The 15317-nt window shown below is 70.1% G+C and carries 15 protein-coding genes; 10 read left to right on the forward strand and 5 right to left on the reverse strand.

The features are described from left to right. Window positions 1-44: 44 nt before the first annotated feature. The gene (locus MWN52_RS18135) at window positions 45-605 is read right to left on the reverse strand and encodes a lysophospholipid acyltransferase family protein (protein WP_130521547.1); all 561 of its coding nucleotides are present in this window, start codon (window positions 603-605) and stop codon (window positions 45-47) included. A 46-nt stretch (window positions 606-651) separates the two neighbouring features. Continuing rightward, window positions 652-1083 carry an alternative ribosome rescue aminoacyl-tRNA hydrolase ArfB gene (gene arfB, locus MWN52_RS18140; RefSeq protein WP_130521545.1) on the reverse strand — a complete coding sequence of 144 codons (432 nt, stop codon included), beginning with the start codon at window positions 1081-1083 and terminating at the stop codon, window positions 652-654. Window positions 1084-1349: 266 nt separating this feature from the next. On the opposite strand from arfB, the gene MWN52_RS18145 reads away from it, so the two are divergent. Continuing rightward, entirely contained in the window at window positions 1350-2060 is a 711-nt protein-coding gene (locus MWN52_RS18145; protein WP_286575785.1) for a DUF2059 domain-containing protein, read from the forward strand. Window positions 2061-2454: 394 nt separating this feature from the next. On the opposite strand, the gene ung is transcribed toward MWN52_RS18145, so the two are convergent. Both ung and tsaD read right to left on the reverse strand, forming a co-directional pair. Continuing rightward, entirely contained in the window at window positions 2455-3171 is a 717-nt protein-coding gene (gene ung / locus MWN52_RS18150) for a uracil-DNA glycosylase (RefSeq protein ID WP_130531987.1), read from the reverse strand. Between the two features lie 121 nt (window positions 3172-3292). After that, window positions 3293-4321 carry a tRNA (adenosine(37)-N6)-threonylcarbamoyltransferase complex transferase subunit TsaD gene (gene tsaD, locus MWN52_RS18155; protein ID WP_130531986.1) on the reverse strand — a complete coding sequence of 343 codons (1029 nt, stop codon included), beginning with the start codon at window positions 4319-4321 and terminating at the stop codon, window positions 3293-3295. Between the two features lie 123 nt (window positions 4322-4444). Here tsaD and rpsU point away from each other — a divergent pair, with 123 nt between their 5' ends. The 9 genes from rpsU (at window position 4445) to MWN52_RS18200 (ending at window position 14161) form a co-directional block, all read left to right on the forward strand. Then, window positions 4445-4660 carry a 30S ribosomal protein S21 gene (gene rpsU / locus MWN52_RS18160; RefSeq protein WP_002808376.1) on the forward strand — a complete coding sequence of 72 codons (216 nt, stop codon included), beginning with the start codon at window positions 4445-4447 and terminating at the stop codon, window positions 4658-4660. Window positions 4661-4820: 160 nt separating this feature from the next. Next, entirely contained in the window at window positions 4821-5267 is a 447-nt protein-coding gene (locus tag MWN52_RS18165) for a GatB/YqeY domain-containing protein (RefSeq protein ID WP_130521536.1), read from the forward strand. 163 nt (window positions 5268-5430) lie between these two features. Further along, complete coding sequence (locus MWN52_RS18170) at window positions 5431-7719, forward strand: TonB-dependent receptor (RefSeq protein WP_286575786.1); 2289 nt, start codon at window positions 5431-5433, stop codon at window positions 7717-7719. A 30-nt stretch (window positions 7720-7749) separates the two neighbouring features. Continuing rightward, window positions 7750-8019, forward strand: coding sequence for a hypothetical protein (locus tag MWN52_RS18175; protein WP_286575787.1), 270 nt, complete (start codon window positions 7750-7752; stop codon window positions 8017-8019). Then, window positions 8016-8291 (forward strand): hypothetical protein, encoded by a 276-nt coding sequence (locus MWN52_RS18180; protein WP_286575788.1) that lies wholly within the window; start codon window positions 8016-8018, stop codon window positions 8289-8291. Before MWN52_RS18175 ends, MWN52_RS18180 begins: the two co-directional genes overlap by 4 nt. Next, window positions 8288-9853, forward strand: a complete 1566-nt coding sequence (locus MWN52_RS18185) for a PepSY-associated TM helix domain-containing protein (RefSeq protein ID WP_286575789.1) — start codon at window positions 8288-8290, stop codon at window positions 9851-9853. The genes MWN52_RS18180 and MWN52_RS18185 overlap by 4 nt, the downstream gene beginning before the upstream one ends. A 74-nt stretch (window positions 9854-9927) precedes the next feature. Beyond that, the gene (locus MWN52_RS18190) at window positions 9928-10917 is read left to right on the forward strand and encodes a YihY/virulence factor BrkB family protein (protein WP_130531982.1); all 990 of its coding nucleotides are present in this window, start codon (window positions 9928-9930) and stop codon (window positions 10915-10917) included. Window positions 10918-11157: 240 nt separating this feature from the next. Next, on the forward strand, window positions 11158-12888 hold the full coding sequence (gene dnaG, locus MWN52_RS18195; RefSeq protein ID WP_130521525.1) for a DNA primase: 1731 nt from the start codon (window positions 11158-11160) through the stop codon (window positions 12886-12888). A gap of 280 nt (window positions 12889-13168) precedes the next feature. Then, window positions 13169-14161, forward strand: coding sequence for a bile acid:sodium symporter family protein (locus MWN52_RS18200; RefSeq protein ID WP_130521523.1), 993 nt, complete (start codon window positions 13169-13171; stop codon window positions 14159-14161). Window positions 14162-14200: 39 nt separating this feature from the next. Here the strand turns inward: MWN52_RS18200 and MWN52_RS18205 are convergent, their stop codons facing one another. Then, on the reverse strand, window positions 14201-15250 hold the full coding sequence (locus tag MWN52_RS18205) for a LacI family DNA-binding transcriptional regulator (protein WP_286575790.1): 1050 nt from the start codon (window positions 15248-15250) through the stop codon (window positions 14201-14203). Between the last annotated feature and the right edge of the window lie 67 nt (window positions 15251-15317).

The following is a 15317-nucleotide window of genomic DNA, read 5'->3' on the forward strand; positions in this document are numbered from 1 at the left end:
TGGCAATCCGCTCTACTCGTTCCTCGTTCCTCTCGACTCGTTCCTCAGACAGTCCCGCGCGTCTTCCCCATCCACGGCCGGTACCAGGCGCGGATGGCGGCCATGTCGGCCTCCATGTCGGCGCTGGTATGGAACACCGGCCCCAGACCGATGATTTTCTCGGGGTAGTGGAAGTAGGCCATCAGCACCGGCACATCGGCGGCGCGGGCGATCTTCCAGAAGCCCGCCTTCCACTTGTCCACGCGGTTGCGCGTGCCCTCGGGGGTGACCACGAACCAGATGCGCTCGCTGCGGCGGATGGTGTCCACCGCGGTGCTGACCACACCGCCGGCGTTGGCGCGGTCCACCGGCACCACGCCCAGCTTGTGCAGCAGGATCGACAGCGGCCACCAGAACAGGCTGGCCTTGGCCAGCACCTTGACCTCGAAGCCCATCGCGATCTTGGCCGCCATGCCCCACAGCCCGTCCCAGTTGGACGAATGCGGGGCCACGATCATCACCAGCTTGGGGATGTCCGGCAGCTCGCCGGCGATGCGCCAGCCGCTCAGGCGCAGCAGCGTGCGCGCGCACCAGCGATTGAAGCGGTTTGGCTTCACACGCGGCATGTTGCGGGGGGTGGCCGGCATCTGGCCCGGCGGCCTCGGGGTCGGGTCAGTCCCAGTCACGTGCGGTCCGGTTGCGCTTGATCTGGCCACGGGTCTTCTTCTCATCCAGCCGGCGCAGCTTGGAGGCGCGGCTCGGTCGGGTCGCCACGCGTGCCTTGGGCACCGACAGGCTGGCGGCGATGATGTCGGCCAGGCGCTCGCGTGCGTCCTGGCGGTTGCGGTCCTGGGTGCGGAAGCGCTGCGCGTCGATCACCAGCACACCCTCGTCGGTCAGGCGCCGGTCGCGACGCGCCAGCAGGCGGCTGCGCAGGGCCTCGGGCAGCGACGGCGAGCCAGCCACGTCGAAACGCAGCTCCACCGCGCTGGACACCTTGTTGACGTTCTGCCCGCCGGCGCCGCTGGCGCGCACGAAACGCTCGACCAACTCCTCCTCGGGGATCGACAGCGCAGGGGTGATCTGGAGGGAACCGGCCGGCATGGCCGCGATTGTAGGACAAGGCGATGACACGCCGTGCGATGCCGCGACACGCGGGCTATCGCCCATCGCGGTCCTGAACCCCGGCCCGCGCGCGCACCTGACGAGTCTGTCATCGCGCTTTGCGAGCGAGGCGAACCGACGCAGAATCGCCGCCCTTGCTTAGTGAAATTTTTACACGCACCCCGCGCCGGCTCGGCACCATCGCCGGTCACGTTGCGCGCCTTTTCGAGATCCACATGCCACGCCGTCGATTCACGTCCGTCCTGTTGTTGCTGTCCCTGCTGGCGGCGGTCTGCGCGCCCGCGCTGGCCCGCGTGCCGACCGACGAGGAGATCGACCGACTGCTGGCCGCTTCGCGCGCGCAGAGCATGCTGGCGGCGATCCAGCCCCAGGTGGAGGCCATGCAGCGCGAGCAGTTCGCCCAGCTGACCCAGGGCAAGACGCTGACCCCGCAGCAGCAGGCCGAGATCCAGCAGATCCAGGCCAAGACCTCCGAGATCGTGCGCCAGTCGCTGGCCTGGGAGCAGATGCGCCCGGTCTATCTGGACGTGTACCGCAAGACATTCGACGACGACGACGTCAAGGCGATGACCAAGTTCTACGAGAGCAAGGCCGGCCAGCGCCTGCTGGACCGCACGCCGGCGGTGATGCAGAGCCTGATGGTCGGCATCCAGCAGAAGATGATCCCGCAGCTCGAGGCGCTGCAGGCCGAGGTCAAGACCGTCTCGGCCGAGCCCCTGCCCGCCCCGCCGGTGTCCCCGCCGGAGGAGCGCCGCAAGCCGGCCACGACCAGCAGCACCCGCAAGAAGGCCACCTCGACCAGCAAGAAGTCGAGCACCAAGTCGAGCACGAAGAAGTCCAGCTCCAGCAAGTCGAGCACCAGCAAGTCCGGCTCGACCAAGGCCAGTACCACCAAGAAGGCCACCAGCAGCAAGACCCCGACCAAGAAGACCACCACGACCAAGAAGGCCTCGTAGCGCCGCACTCCGGCGCAGGGCGGCAGCCCTGAAGACGGCGTCCGCGACCTTGCCGCCAGCCGCAGCCGCAGCCGCAGCCGCAGCCGCAGCCGCAGCCGCAGCCGCAGCCGCAAAGCCTCACGCCTTTCTCGGCACGCAGACGAAGCAGAACCGCCAACAGCCCCCCTCGTCCCCCCGAAGTCCAGAACAGCCCCTCCCCTTTCGCGAAGCGAAGGGGGAGGTTGGGAGGGGGTGCTCTTGCTTTTGACTTCCCCGCGAAGAGCAACCCCTCCCCATCCCTCCCCTTGGCCTGCGGCCAAAGGGAGGGGGCAGAGCACGCGCCCTTCAGGAATGGCTGATCAAGAAGTCGTTCCCCGCCAAGCGGGAAACAACAGAGGCGCTTCTACCGGAAGCCCTAAAGCGCCAACTGCGCCCGCGGCGGCAGACGCCAGTCCACCGCCCCCAACCCATGCCGATCGAGATACTCGTTGGCCTGCGAGAAATGCCGGCAGCCCAAAAAGCCCCGATGCGCCGAAAGCGGCGAAGGATGCGGCGCCTTCAGCACCCGATGCCGGCGCGGATCGATCACCTTGCCCTTGGCCTGCGCATAGCTGCCCCAGAGCAGGAACACCAGATGCTCGCGCTCCTGCGCCAGCGTCTGGATCACATGGTCGGTGAAACCCTCCCAGCCCTTGCCCTGATGCGCGCCGGCGCGGCCCTCCTCGACCGTCAGCACCGAGTTGAGCAGCAGCACGCCATGGCGTGCCCACGGCATCAGGCAACCGTGATCCGGCGGGGTGAAGCCGATGTCGCTGGCCAGCTCCTTGTAGATGTTCTGCAGCGACGGCGGCACCGGCACGCCCGGCAGCACCGAGAAGCACAGCCCATGCGCCTGGCCGGCGCCGTGATACGGATCCTGGCCCAGGATCACCACCTTGACCGCCTCGAAGGGCGTGGCATCGAACGCCGCGAAGATCTGCGGCCCCGGCGGAAACACATGCGCCCCGGCCTGCTTGCGCTGACGCAGGAACGCCGACAGCGCCTGCATCTCCGGCCGCAGCAGCCAATCGCCCACCCGCGCCTTCCACGAAGGCTCGAGCTGGATGCGGGGCTGGGAAGCGTCTTCGGTCATCGCGTCATTGTAGGCGGCGCCGATGCTGGCTTGCGCGGGTGGCAGCCGCCTGTAGAGCGGAGCTCGCTCCGCTGGGGCCTTCCCCACAAACCGAACGAAGCGCAGCGGAGCAAGCTCCGCGCTACGCCACTGCCGGCAGCGTGGCCATGTCCCAGCGCGGGGTGACGTGCACCTGCGCGTCGCTGCGCTGGCCGGCTTCCAGGCGCAGCGCGCCGGCGAAGGCGATCATCGCGCCGTTGTCGGTGCACAGCGCCGGGCGCGGGAAGCAGGCACGGCCGCCGCGCTGTTCGCACATGGCCTGCAGCCTGGCGCGCAGGCGCTTGTTGGCGCCCACGCCGCCGGCGATCACCAGCGTGTCGCTGCCGGCCGCCTCCAGCGCGCGCTGGCACTTGATCGCCAGGGTGTCGACCACCGCGTCCTCGAAGCCGCGCGCGATGTCCGCGCGCGTGGTCTCGGACTGGTCGCTGTCGCGCCAGGCCAGCAGCACCTGCGTCTTCAGGCCGGAGAAGCTGAAGTCCAGGCCCGGGCGGTCGGTCATCGGCCGGGCGAAGGTGTAGGCCCCCGGCGTGCCGGTCTCGGCCAGCCGCGCCAACTGCGGGCCGCCCGGATACGGCAGGCCCATCAGCTTGGCGGTCTTGTCGAAGGCCTCGCCGGCCGCGTCGTCCAGCGTCTCGCCGAGCAAGCGGTACTCGCCGATCCGGTCCACCGCCACCAGTTGGGTGTGGCCGCCGGAGACCAGCAGCGCGACGAACGGCGCCGCGGGCGGGTCGTCCTCCATCAGCGGCGCCAGCAGGTGGCCTTCCATGTGGTGCACGCCGATGGCCGGCAGGTCCAGCGCCCAGGCCAGCGCGCGGGCCACGCCGGCGCCGACCAGCAGCGCGCCGACCAGGCCGGGACCGGCGGTGTAGGCCACGCCGTCCAGATCGCGGGTGGACAGGCCGGCCTCGCCCAGGGTCTGGCGGATCAGCGGCAGCAGCTTGCGCACGTGGTCGCGGCTGGCCAGCTCCGGGACCACGCCGCCGTACTGGGCATGCAGGGCGATCTGGCTGTAGACCGCATGGGCGCGCAGGCCGGCCGCGCCGCCCAGGGCGGTGTCGTAGACCGCCACGCCGGTCTCGTCGCAGGAGGTTTCGATGCCGAGGACTTTCATGGCCACAGGATGCGCCCGGCGCAGGCCCTTTTCCAGCCCGCGCGCTTGCACGGCACCGGACGAGCCGCTATAGTGCGCGGCTCACCGGGTCAGAGCCCGGTCATTTTGTGTCCCGGAGATTCCATGCCCAGCGTCAAAGTCCGCGAAAACGAGCCGTTCGAGTTTGCGCTCCGTCGTTTCAAGCGCACCTGCGAAAAGGCCGGCGTGCTGGCCGAAACCCGCAAGCGCGAGTTCTACGAAAAGCCGACCCAGGAGCGCAAGCGCAAGGCCGCTGCCGCGGTGAAGCGCCAGCTGCGTCGCTCCTCGCGCGACGTCACCAAGCGCCAGCGCCTGTACTGAGCGAAGGCGGGTCGTTGCGTCGGCCACCGCTTGGTGCGGTGGCTCGGCGGCAAGCCAGACCAAGAGCCGGCACGCGCGAGCGTCGCCGGCTTTTTGTCGTCCCTTAGATTCCTGTTCCCGCGCGGGTTTCGACCCGCGCGCCCTGCCCCGGAGGATGGCCATGAGCCTCAAGCAGCAGCTGACCGAAGACATGAAGACCGCCATGAAGGCCGGTGAGAAGGATCGCCTGGGCGTAATCCGCCTGATCAACGCGGCGATCAAGCAGCGCGAAGTCGACGAGCGCATCGAGCTGGACGACGCCGCGGTGCTGGCCGTGCTGGAGAAGATGGTCAAGCAGCGCAAGGACTCGGTCAGCCAGTACGAAGGTGCCGGCCGCGAGGACCTGGCCGCGATCGAGCGCGCCGAGCTGGCCATCATCGACACCTACCTGCCCGCCAAGCTGGACGAGGCCGCCATCGCCGCGGCGATCGATGCGGCCATCGCCCAGACCGGCGCCGCCGGCCCGGCCGACATGGGCAAGCTGATGGGCGTGCTCAAGCCGCAGCTGGCCGGGCAGGCGGACATGGGCCTGGTGTCCAAGCTGGTCAAGCAGAAGCTGGCCGGCTGAGCCCGCGCCCCGGCGCGCCGCCTGCGGGCCGCGCGCCGTCCGCCCGCCCTGCGCGGGCTGCAATCGAAAGCCATTCTCATCTACACTTCCCGGGCTGGGTGCAAGCCTCTCGCCGCGCCCGCCAGCAGGTCCGCCTTGCAAGGACCTCCCGGGGAAGTTCCACATGTCCGCTTCGATCCACCGCGCCGGCCTGCGCCCGACGTTGTTGACCTTGGCCGTGTTGGCGGCCCTGCCCGCCGCGGCCCAGCAGGCGCCCACGGCGGCCACCGCCACGGACCTGGACAAGGTCACCGTCAAGGGCGAGAAGACCGACCGCTCGCTGCAGGACACCGCCTCCAGCGTGGCGGTGACCACCAGCGCCAGGATCGAGCAGGAGAACCTGCTCTCGCTGTCGGACCTGATCAACCGCACGCCCAACGTGACGCCGATGTACGGCCAGCGCGGCTTCACCATCCGCGGCATCGCCGACGAGTCCGGCGCGCCCAACCCGCTGGCCACCATCTATCTGGACGGCGCGGCGCTGCCCAGCCAGGCCAGCGACAGCCTGCCCACCGACCTGTGGGACCTGTCCCAGGTCGAGATCTTCCGCGGCCCGCAGTCCACCATCCAGGGCCAGAACGCCCTGGCCGGCGCGATCGTGATGCGCAGCGAAGACCCGACCATGGACTGGAGCGGCCGCGCCCGCGTACTGCTGTCCGACCCGTCGGACAAGCGCTACGCCGTCGCCGGCGGCGGCCCGCTGGTGAGCGACGAACTGGCCTTCCGCGTGGCCGCCGAGAAGCGCGATTTCGACGGCTACGTGTGGAACCCGACCCGCCAGACCGGCGAGGACGCGCTGGAGAGCACCAATGCACGCTTCAAGCTGCTGTGGACGCCCAAGGGCCTGCCGGGCCTGACCGCACGCCTGACCTGGATCAACGACAACCGCGACGGGCCGTACATGTACACCTACGCACGCAGCGATGTGCGCGACTCGTTCGACCATCCGATCAACACCTCCGACTTTCCCAACATCACCCGGTCCCACGCGCAGATCGGCACGGCGCAGGTGGACTACGACTTCGGCAACGCCTGGACCCTGTCCTCGGTGACGGCCTGGAGCAAGGTGACGACCGCACGCAGCGCCGACAACGACCTGGGACCGGTGGATTCCGCCCACACCCTCACCGACGGCGACTACCGCGGCCGCTCGCAGGAGCTGCGCGTGCACTACGCCGGCGAGCGCCTGGACGGGCTGCTGGGCGCGTACTGGTCGCGCGCGGAGGATGGCAACATCCAGTCCAGCCGCACCAATGTGACCACGCCGGTGACGACCATCGCCGGGGTGCTGCGCGCCTCGGGCTTCCCGGCGGCCAACGCCACGGCCATCGCCGCGCGCTACGCGCAGGCGCTGCCGGTGATCCCGGTGGACTACGACAGCGATGCGCCGACCGAGTCGGAGAACAAGGCGCTGTTCGGCGATGGCCAGCTGCGGCTGGCGCCGGCGTGGACGCTGCTGGGCGGGTTCCGCTACGACCGCCAGGACTACACCTTCTCCAACGACACCAATGCGGTGTTCGCCGGCACCCTGCCCGATCCGGGCGGCTTCGGCGCGGCCGGCTCGCTGCTGTACCGGGCGGTGGTGGGCATCAACCAGGCGGTGCTGGGCCTGGTGCGTTCGGCCAGCGGCGGCTACGTGGCGCCGACCACGCGCAGCTTCACCGCCTTCCTGCCCAAGGCCGGGCTGCGCTGGGACTTCGCCGCGGACAAGTCGCTGGCGCTGACGGTGCAGCGCGGCTATCGCTCGGGCGGTTCGAGCTTCAACATCGCCCGCAGCCAGGTGGTCGCCTACGACCCGGAATACACCTGGAACTACGAGGCGGCCCTGCGCACGCAGTGGCTGGACGGGCGCCTGACCTTCAACGCCAACGCCTACTACATCGACTGGAAGGACAAGCAGGTCACCGCCTACTTCGGCCTCAACACCTACGACTACAACACCGTCAACGCCGGCCGCGCGCATCTGTACGGGCTGGAAGCCGAGACGCGCTACCGCGTGAGCGAGGGCTTCGACCTGTACGCCTCGCTGGGCGGCACGCGCACGCGCTACGACGAGTTCAAGACCGTCCAGGGCGCGACCATCACCGACTACAGCGGCCAGGAGTTCGCCTATGCGCCGCACTGGACGCTGGCGGCCGGCGGCAACTGGCGCTGGGCGCAGGGCTGGTTCGGCAACCTCAACGCCAACTTCCGCGACAGCGTGAAGTTCAGCGTGGGCAGCGGCGCCGAGGGCGCGCCCTCGCGCACGCTGGTCAACGGCAAGCTGGGCTACGGCAACCTGGACTGGAGCGCCTACGTGTTCGGCAGCAACCTGCTGGACAAGGGCTATGTCCAGTACGCCTGGGCCGATCAGCCCAACATGGTGATCGGCGCGCCGCGGGTGATCGGGATCGGGTTCGAGGCCTACTGGTGAGGCGATGAAGCGCATGCGCGAGGCAACCCGATGACCGTGCTGTATCTGCTCGGCGGCCTGCTGGCCGCGCTGGCGTTCTACCTGGCCTGCGCGCATCAGCGCCTGCGGCCGTCGCTGCGCGCGCACGCGCGCGCCCTGCGCGTGGCCGGCTGGCTGCTGTGCGCGACCTGCCTGGGGCTGGCCATCGCGGTGCTGGGGCCGTGGGCCGGTGCGTTCGCCGCATTGAGCGCGGTGATGCTGGGCCTGGTCGCGCTGCCTTACCTGGATGCCTGGCGCCAGGCGCGCAAGGTGGCGCCATGACCGGCAAGTGGCTGGCGGCGATCCTGCTGGGCCTGCCGCTGTCCACCGGCGTGGTGGGGCTGGCGGCGCTGCTGTGGCCCGGCCGGCTGGAGGTGCACACCTTGCCGCTGTTGCTGATGTTCTTCCCGGTGTGGATCGGGACGATGTCGGCGGCCTTCGCCTGCCGCAGCGGCGCGCGCGCCTGGCTGTGGCTGGGCGGGGCCACGGTGCTGGCCTACGCCGCGCTGTATGCGGCCAAGGCGCTGGGCTGGGCCGCGGAGCTGCCGGCATGAAGGCCGCGACCCTGCGCAGCTTCCTGTCGCTGCATACCTGGGCCGGGCTGCTGGCCGGGATGGCGCTGTTCATCGCCTTCTATGCCGGCGCCTTCAGCATCTTCACCCACGACTTGAACGACTGGGCGCCGCGCCCGGCGGTGGCCGATGCCAAAGAGGCGAACCCGGCGCAGACGCTGGCCCGCGCGCAGGCCCTGGTGGACACCATGCAGCGCCAGCATCCGGACGCGCGCGATGCGATGTTCCTGGTGTTGGCCGGCGACCACGGCCCGCTGCCGCGCGTGTTCCATCAGCCGCCCGGTGGGCGGGAGACCTTCCAGTACCGGCTCGACGAACACGGCGCCCTGCAGCAGCTGCCGCAGCGGGTGGGCTTCGTCGATTTCCTCTACGACCTGCACTTCACCGCCGGCCTGCCGCGCACCTTCGGCACCTACCTGTTCGGCGTGGTGTGCGTGCTGTACGGGCTGGCGCTGGTGTCCGGCGTGGTGGCCTACGCGCCGGTGCTGCTGAAGGACCTGTTCGCGCTGCGCGTGGGCAGCAACCTCAAGCGCCTGTGGCAGGACGCGCACAACGTGATCGGCATGCTCTCGCTGCCCTTCCACGTGATCTTCGCCTGGTCGGGCGCGGTGCTGACGCTGGGCCTGGTGCTGCTGGCGCCGTTCCAGTACCTGGTGTTCGGCGGCAAGCTGATGCAGGTGCTGGCGTCGGACTTCGAAGTCGTCCCGCACGTCGCGCCGGCCAAGGTCGCCGCGCCGACGCTGCCGGTGGCCGAGCTGATCCGCCGCGCGCAGCTGGCGCTGCCGGGCATGGAGGTGGACTCCATCGCCTACCACGACGCCGGCGATGCCAATGCCCAGATCGAGCTGTACGGCGAGATCGACCAGCGCCATCTCAACACGCTGGCGGTGGTCGCGCTCAACGGCGCCAGCGGCCAGGTGCTGCGGGTGGTCGATCCGCGCGCGATGTCGCCGGGCACGGCGATGCTGCGCGGGCTGCAGGCGCTGCACTTCGGCAACTACGGCCACGGCGCCGTGCACTGGCTGTACTTCGTGCTGGGCCTGGGCGGCGCGTTCCTGTTCTACAGCGGCAACCTGCTGTGGATCGAGGCGCGGCGCAAGCGGCGCACGCCGCAGCAGCCGACGCGCACGCAGGTGATGGCGCGGCTGACGCTGGGCGTGTGCCTGGGCTGCGTGGGCGGGGTCTCGGCGCTGTTCATCGCCGGCGCCCTGCTGCCCGAGGCGCAGGCGAAGTTCGCCTACTACGCGGTGTTCTTCGCGCTGCTGCTGTGGGCGCTGCTACGTGCGCCGGCCAGGGCCGGTGCGGAGCTGCTGTTCGCCTGCGCGGCGCTGACCGCGCTGGTGCCGTTGGCCGGGTGGATCGGCACCGGCGAGCATCTGTTCGCCGCGCTGTGGCACGGGCACTGGACGCGCTTTGGCGTGGGCGCGATCGCGCTGCTGCTGGCGCTCGCGTACTGGCGCATGGGCCTGGCCGCGCGCCGTCGCGCTCGTGCCGGCGAGGCCAACAGCGTGTGGTCGGCCCAGACGCCCGCCAGCGCGGGCTGATCCATTCGATCACCGACTGGTGACACCCCTGCGGGGCATGCTGATCGGCAACCGTCGCAACGCCGATCAATGCCATGCATCTGCCCTCGTCCGACAAACTGAGCCGTCGCCTGCAGAAGCTGCAGGACAGTTTTCCGGTGGCGCTGGCCAAGCGCTTCTCCGAGAGCGACCTGATGACCCAGGCCGCGGCCCTGACCTTCTACGCGCTGCTGTCGCTGGCGCCGCTGCTGGTGCTGCTGCTGTGGATCGTGGCTTCGCTCTACCCGCCGGCGCAGGACGAGCTGCTGCGGCAGATCGCCGGGCTGGCCGGACCGCAGGCCGGGGCCGTGGCGCGCACCGTGCTGACCAACGCCAAGGCCCAGCCCAGCGTGGGATCGCTGGCCGGGCTGTGGAGCACGCTGCTGCTGTTTGTCGGCGCCACGGCGGTGTTCGCGCGCCTGCAGGCCGCGTTGAACCTGATCTTCTACACCGACCGCACCGCGCTGACGGGCGGTGTGTGGGACTTCCTGAAGAAGCGCGTGTTCTCCTTCGGCGTGGTGTTGGGGCTGGGCTTTTTGCTGATCGTCTCGATGATGGCCGCCACCGCGCTGCAGGTGGTGCTGGCCAGCGTGCCCTCGCTGCTGCCGGTGCTGGGCAATGCGCTGACCTTCGTGCTGTACGCGGCCGCGTTCGGTTTCCTCTACCACTATCTGCCCGACCGGCCGGTGGAATGGCGCCAGGCGCTGCTGGGCGGGGTGATCACCGCCGGGCTGTTCATCGCCGGGCGCTATGGCATCGGGCTGTACCTGGCGAGCACCGACCCGGGCAGCGCCTACGGGACGATGGGCGCCATGGTGATCATGCTGGTGTGGCTGTACTACGCCACCGTGGTGTTCTTCGTCGGCGCGCTGTTGACCGCGGTGATCGACGAGCGGATGGACGCCCGGGCCGCGCACCGGGCCGCCGAGCGCGAGGCCGTCTTGCGCCAGAGCTCCACCGAGCGCCCCGAGGCGGTCGATCCCGACGCTCAGGCGCTGCCGGCGCAGGAGCTGCCTTCGCATCAGGATGGGGCGCCGCGGGCCTGAGGGTTGTGTCTGGAGGCGGGGGAGCGCCGGGTCTTCGGTTGCTGGGGGTGCTGGCGTCGCCTGCGTGCCTGTTCTGGCGCGATCCGCGTTACATGGGACGCTGAGACGGGCTGGTTTGCCGCGAAAAGCACCCCTCCCCAGCCCTCCCCTTCGCCTTCGGCGAAAGGGAGGGGGCCAAAACAGTAGCGCGGGAGGGCCAAGGTGGCCGGCTTGACGGGCGTGGCATCCTAGTCGTCTGCCATGGCCCGTATTCCCGACGCTTTCATCGATGACCTGCTCGCCCGGACGGACATCGTCGAGGTGATCGGCACGCGCGTGCCGCTCAAGCGGCAAGGCAAGGAGTACGCGGCGCGCTGCCCATTCCACGACGAGCGTTCGGCCAGCTTCACCGTTTCGCCGGTCAAGCAGTTCTATCACTGCTTCGGCTGCGGCGCGCACGGCACGGCGATCAGCTTCCTGATGAACTACGACCGCCTCGAGTTCCTCGACGCGGTCGACGAGCTGGCCAAGCGCGCCGGCATGGAGGTCCCGCGCGAGACCGCCCAGCGCAACCAGAGCGACGACAGCCGCGAGCTGTACACGATGCTGGAGGCCAGCGCGCGCTTCTTCCAGCGGCAGCTGGAAGCCAGCGACAAGGCCAGGGCGTACCTGGACGGGCGCGGCGTGGACGCGGCCACGCGCGCGGCCTTCGGCATCGGCTATGCGCCCGACGGTTATTCGGCGCTGAAGGACGCGCTGGGCACCGACGCGCGCCGGATGCAGCTGCTCGAACGCGGCGGCATGTTCTCCAAGAACGACCGCGGCCACGTCTACGACAAGTTCCGCGACCGGGTGATGTTCCCCATCGCCGACCGGCGCGGGCGCACCATCGCCTTCGGCGGGCGCGTGCTGGACAAGGACGACGGGCCCAAGTACCTCAACAGCCCCGAGACCGCGCTGTTCCACAAGGGCCGCGAGCTATACGGCCTGTGGCAGGTGCGCCAGGCCAACCAGAAGATCGAGAAGCTGGTGGTGGTGGAGGGCTACATGGACGTGGTCAGCCTGTTCCAGTTCGGCGTGAAGTACGCGGTGGCCACGCTGGGCACGGCGACCACGCCGGACCATGCCGAGCTGCTGTTCCGCAATGCGGCCGATGTGTATTTCTGCTTCGACGGCGACGCGGCCGGGCAGCGCGCCGGCTGGCGCGCGCTGGAGTCGGTGCTGCCGCGGATGAAGGACGGGCGGCAGGCGTTCTTCCTGTTCCTGCCCGATGGTGAGGACCCGGACACGATCGTGCGCAAGGAAGGCGCCGAGGGCTTCGCCGCGCGCCTGGCCCAGGCCACGCCGCTGTCGGAATTCTTCTTCGACGAGCTCTCGCGCGAGATCAACCTGGGCACGCTGGACGGCAAGGCGCGCCTGGCCGAACGCGCCAAGCCGCTGCTGGCGCAGATCCCCGACGGCGCCTTCGGCGACCTGATGCGGGCGCAGCTGGCGCGGATCACCGGCGTGGGCGCCAACCCGCCGCCGGCGCCCGCGGCGGCGCGCCCGGTCGCGCGGCGCGCCCCGTCCGGCCCGCAGCAGCGGCCCAGCCTGGTGCGCAGCGCGATCCTGCTGCTGCTGCACGCGCCGTCGCTGGCGCTGGAAGTGCCGATGCCCTACACCTTCGCCGGCCTGCGCCTGCCCGGCATCGCGCTGCTGACCGAGCTGCTGGACATCATTCAGGCGCGCCCGGAAATCACCCCCGGCGCGCTGCTGGAGCACTTCGCCGAACGCGAGGAGCTGCCCGCGCTGCAGAAGCTGATGATGCAGGCCCTGCCCGGCGAGGAAGCCACCTGGCGCCAGGAGCTGCACGATGCGGTGGTGCAGCTGGAGAAGCAGACCCTGCAGCAGCGCCTGGACGAACTGCTGGCCAAGCAGCGCGCGCAGGGCCTGGACGACACCGACAAGTACGAACTGCGCGAACTGCTCAAGGCGCGCGCATCGGGGCATTGAGCGCTGGCGGTTCCCCGTCGTCGTTCCCGCGAAAGCGGGAACCCAGGGACTTTGGCTGGTTCGCGTGGAAGGCGTTGGATTCCCGCTTTCGCGGGAATGACGGGACTTGGTGTGGGAGCCGCCATGGCGGCGAGGGGCTTTCCCGGTAGAGCCACATTGCCGCCATTGGCCGAAAAGGCCACAAGGGCGGCTCCCACCCACAGCCCATGCTCCAAAGCGCGCTCGGACTCACCGACGGGGCCGGTAGAATCGACCTCCCCACCGCTCCACTGCCCCGCTCGTGAACCTGCTCAAGCGTCTGCGCATCGACACCTTCACGCTTTGCCTGCTGGGCACGGTCCTGCTGGCCTCGCTGCTGCCGGTGCGCGGCACCGCGGCGGGGTGGATGGACGACATCACCGATGTGGCCATCGCCGCGCTGTTCTTCCTGCACGGTGCGCGGCTGTCGCGCGAGGCCATCGTCGCTGGCATGACCCACTGGCGGCTGCATCTGACCATCCTGGCCTGCACCTTCGTGCTGTTCCCGCTGCTGGGCCTGCTGGTGCATCCGCTGGCCGTGCACCTGCTGACGCCGGGCCTGGCGCTGGGCCTGCTGTTCCTGTGCGCGCTGCCGTCCACGGTGCAGTCCTCGATCGCCTTCACCTCGATGGCCGGCGGCAACGTGCCGGCCGCGGTGTGCGCCGCCTCGGCCTCCAGCCTGCTGGGCGTGTTCCTGACGCCGGCGATCATGACCCTGCTCGCCGGAACCCAAGGGCAGATGGCCGATCCGCTGCAGGCGATGTTCAAGATCCTGCTGCAGCTGCTGGTACCGTTCGTGGCCGGTCACCTGCTGCGCCCGCTGATCGGCGGCTGGGTCGAACGCCGGCGCGCGGTGCTCAAGTACACCGACCAGGGCACGATCCTGCTGGTGGTCTACACCGCCTTCAGCGCGGCGGTGGTCGAGGGCCTGTGGCAGCACACGCCGCTGCTGGCGCTGCTGGGCGTGGTCGGCTTCGCCGCGGCGCTGCTGGGCGTGGCCATGGCCCTGATCACACTGCTGGCGCGCCGGCTGGGCTTCGCCCGCAGCGACGAGATCGCCATCGTGTTCTGCGGCTCCAAGAAGAGCCTGGCCACCGGCGTGCCGATGGCCAAGGTGATGTTCGCCGGCGGTGCGCTGGGGGCGATCGTGCTGCCGGTGATGATCTACCACCAGGTGCAGCTGATCACCTGCGCGGTGGTGGCCCAGCGCTATGCGCGCGGCAAGGCGCGCACCGACGCGCCGATCGCCGACTGAGCAGGCGCGCCGCTGGTCCCCGGCCCCTGACCGCTGCTCCTACGCGAACAGCTCGAACTGGCTCAGATTCTCGGGCGTGATCAGGCGGAAGCGCGTGCGCTGCTCCGGCGCGCGCTCGAGTTCCTCGTTGGCGTGCAACAGATGCTGCAGGCCGGAGAGGATCTGCCCTTCCGGATCCTGGTCGATCACCGCGGCCAGATCGCCGGCGCGCAGCAGCTCGGCGTGTTCGCGCGTGGCCTCGTGGCCGATCCACACCGGCGCCACCGCCAGCGGATGGCGGCGCAGCGCGCGGCGGATGCCGCCCGAGCACGCGCCGGTGCTGTAGATCGCCACGATGTCGTGGCGCTGGCGCAGGGTGTCGTGCAGCAGGGCATGGGCGCGCTCGTTGTCGTCGGCCACTTCCACCGGCGGCAGCGGATCCAGGTGCGGGAACTGCTCGGCCAGGATTTGGGTGAAGCCTTCCACGCGATCCAGCTGCGAGCGGAAGTCCAGCGAGGCCACCGGCATCCACACCTTGCCCGCCTGGCGGGTGAAGCGCCCGGACAGGTAGCCGGCGGTGCGTCCGGCCAGCACGTTGTCGATGCCCACGTAGGCCAGGCGCTGGATGCCGGACACGTCCGAGGTCATGGTCACCACCGGCGTGCCGGCGGCATTCACCGCGCGCAGGGCCTGGCCGATGCGCGCGTTGTCGCGGGCCACGATCAGCAGGCCGTGGCGCGGATACGGCGGATTCTCCAGGAACTCGGCCAGGCGTTCGTCGTCGCGTTCGCCCCAGGCGCTGCGGTGCACGGTCACACGCGGGCCAATCAGGTTGGCGTAGCGGTCCAGCGCGTTGTTGAAACGCTGGAACAGCGCGATCTCGCTGTGCACCAGCACCACGTCGAAATGCAGCACGCCATGGCGCACGTCCGGCAGCAGGCGGTTGGTGCCCAGGCGCTTGGCCGCCTCGACTACCTTGCGGCGCAGCGCGTCGGACACGCTGCCGCGCTCGTTGAGCACGCGGTCGACGGTGCTGGGGCTGACCCCCGCCTCGATGGCGATCTCGGTGAAACGGGGGCTGCGCTTGGTGCGGCGACGCTCGACACTCATGGAATTCAGACGATCACTCGAAGGGACGTGGCGGCGGCGGAACGGCACCGCCGCGCGGCCATCCTCC

Source organism: Pseudoxanthomonas winnipegensis, assembly GCF_030322905.1.
GTDB classification, from domain to species: Bacteria; Pseudomonadota; Gammaproteobacteria; order Xanthomonadales; family Xanthomonadaceae; genus Pseudoxanthomonas_A; species Pseudoxanthomonas_A winnipegensis.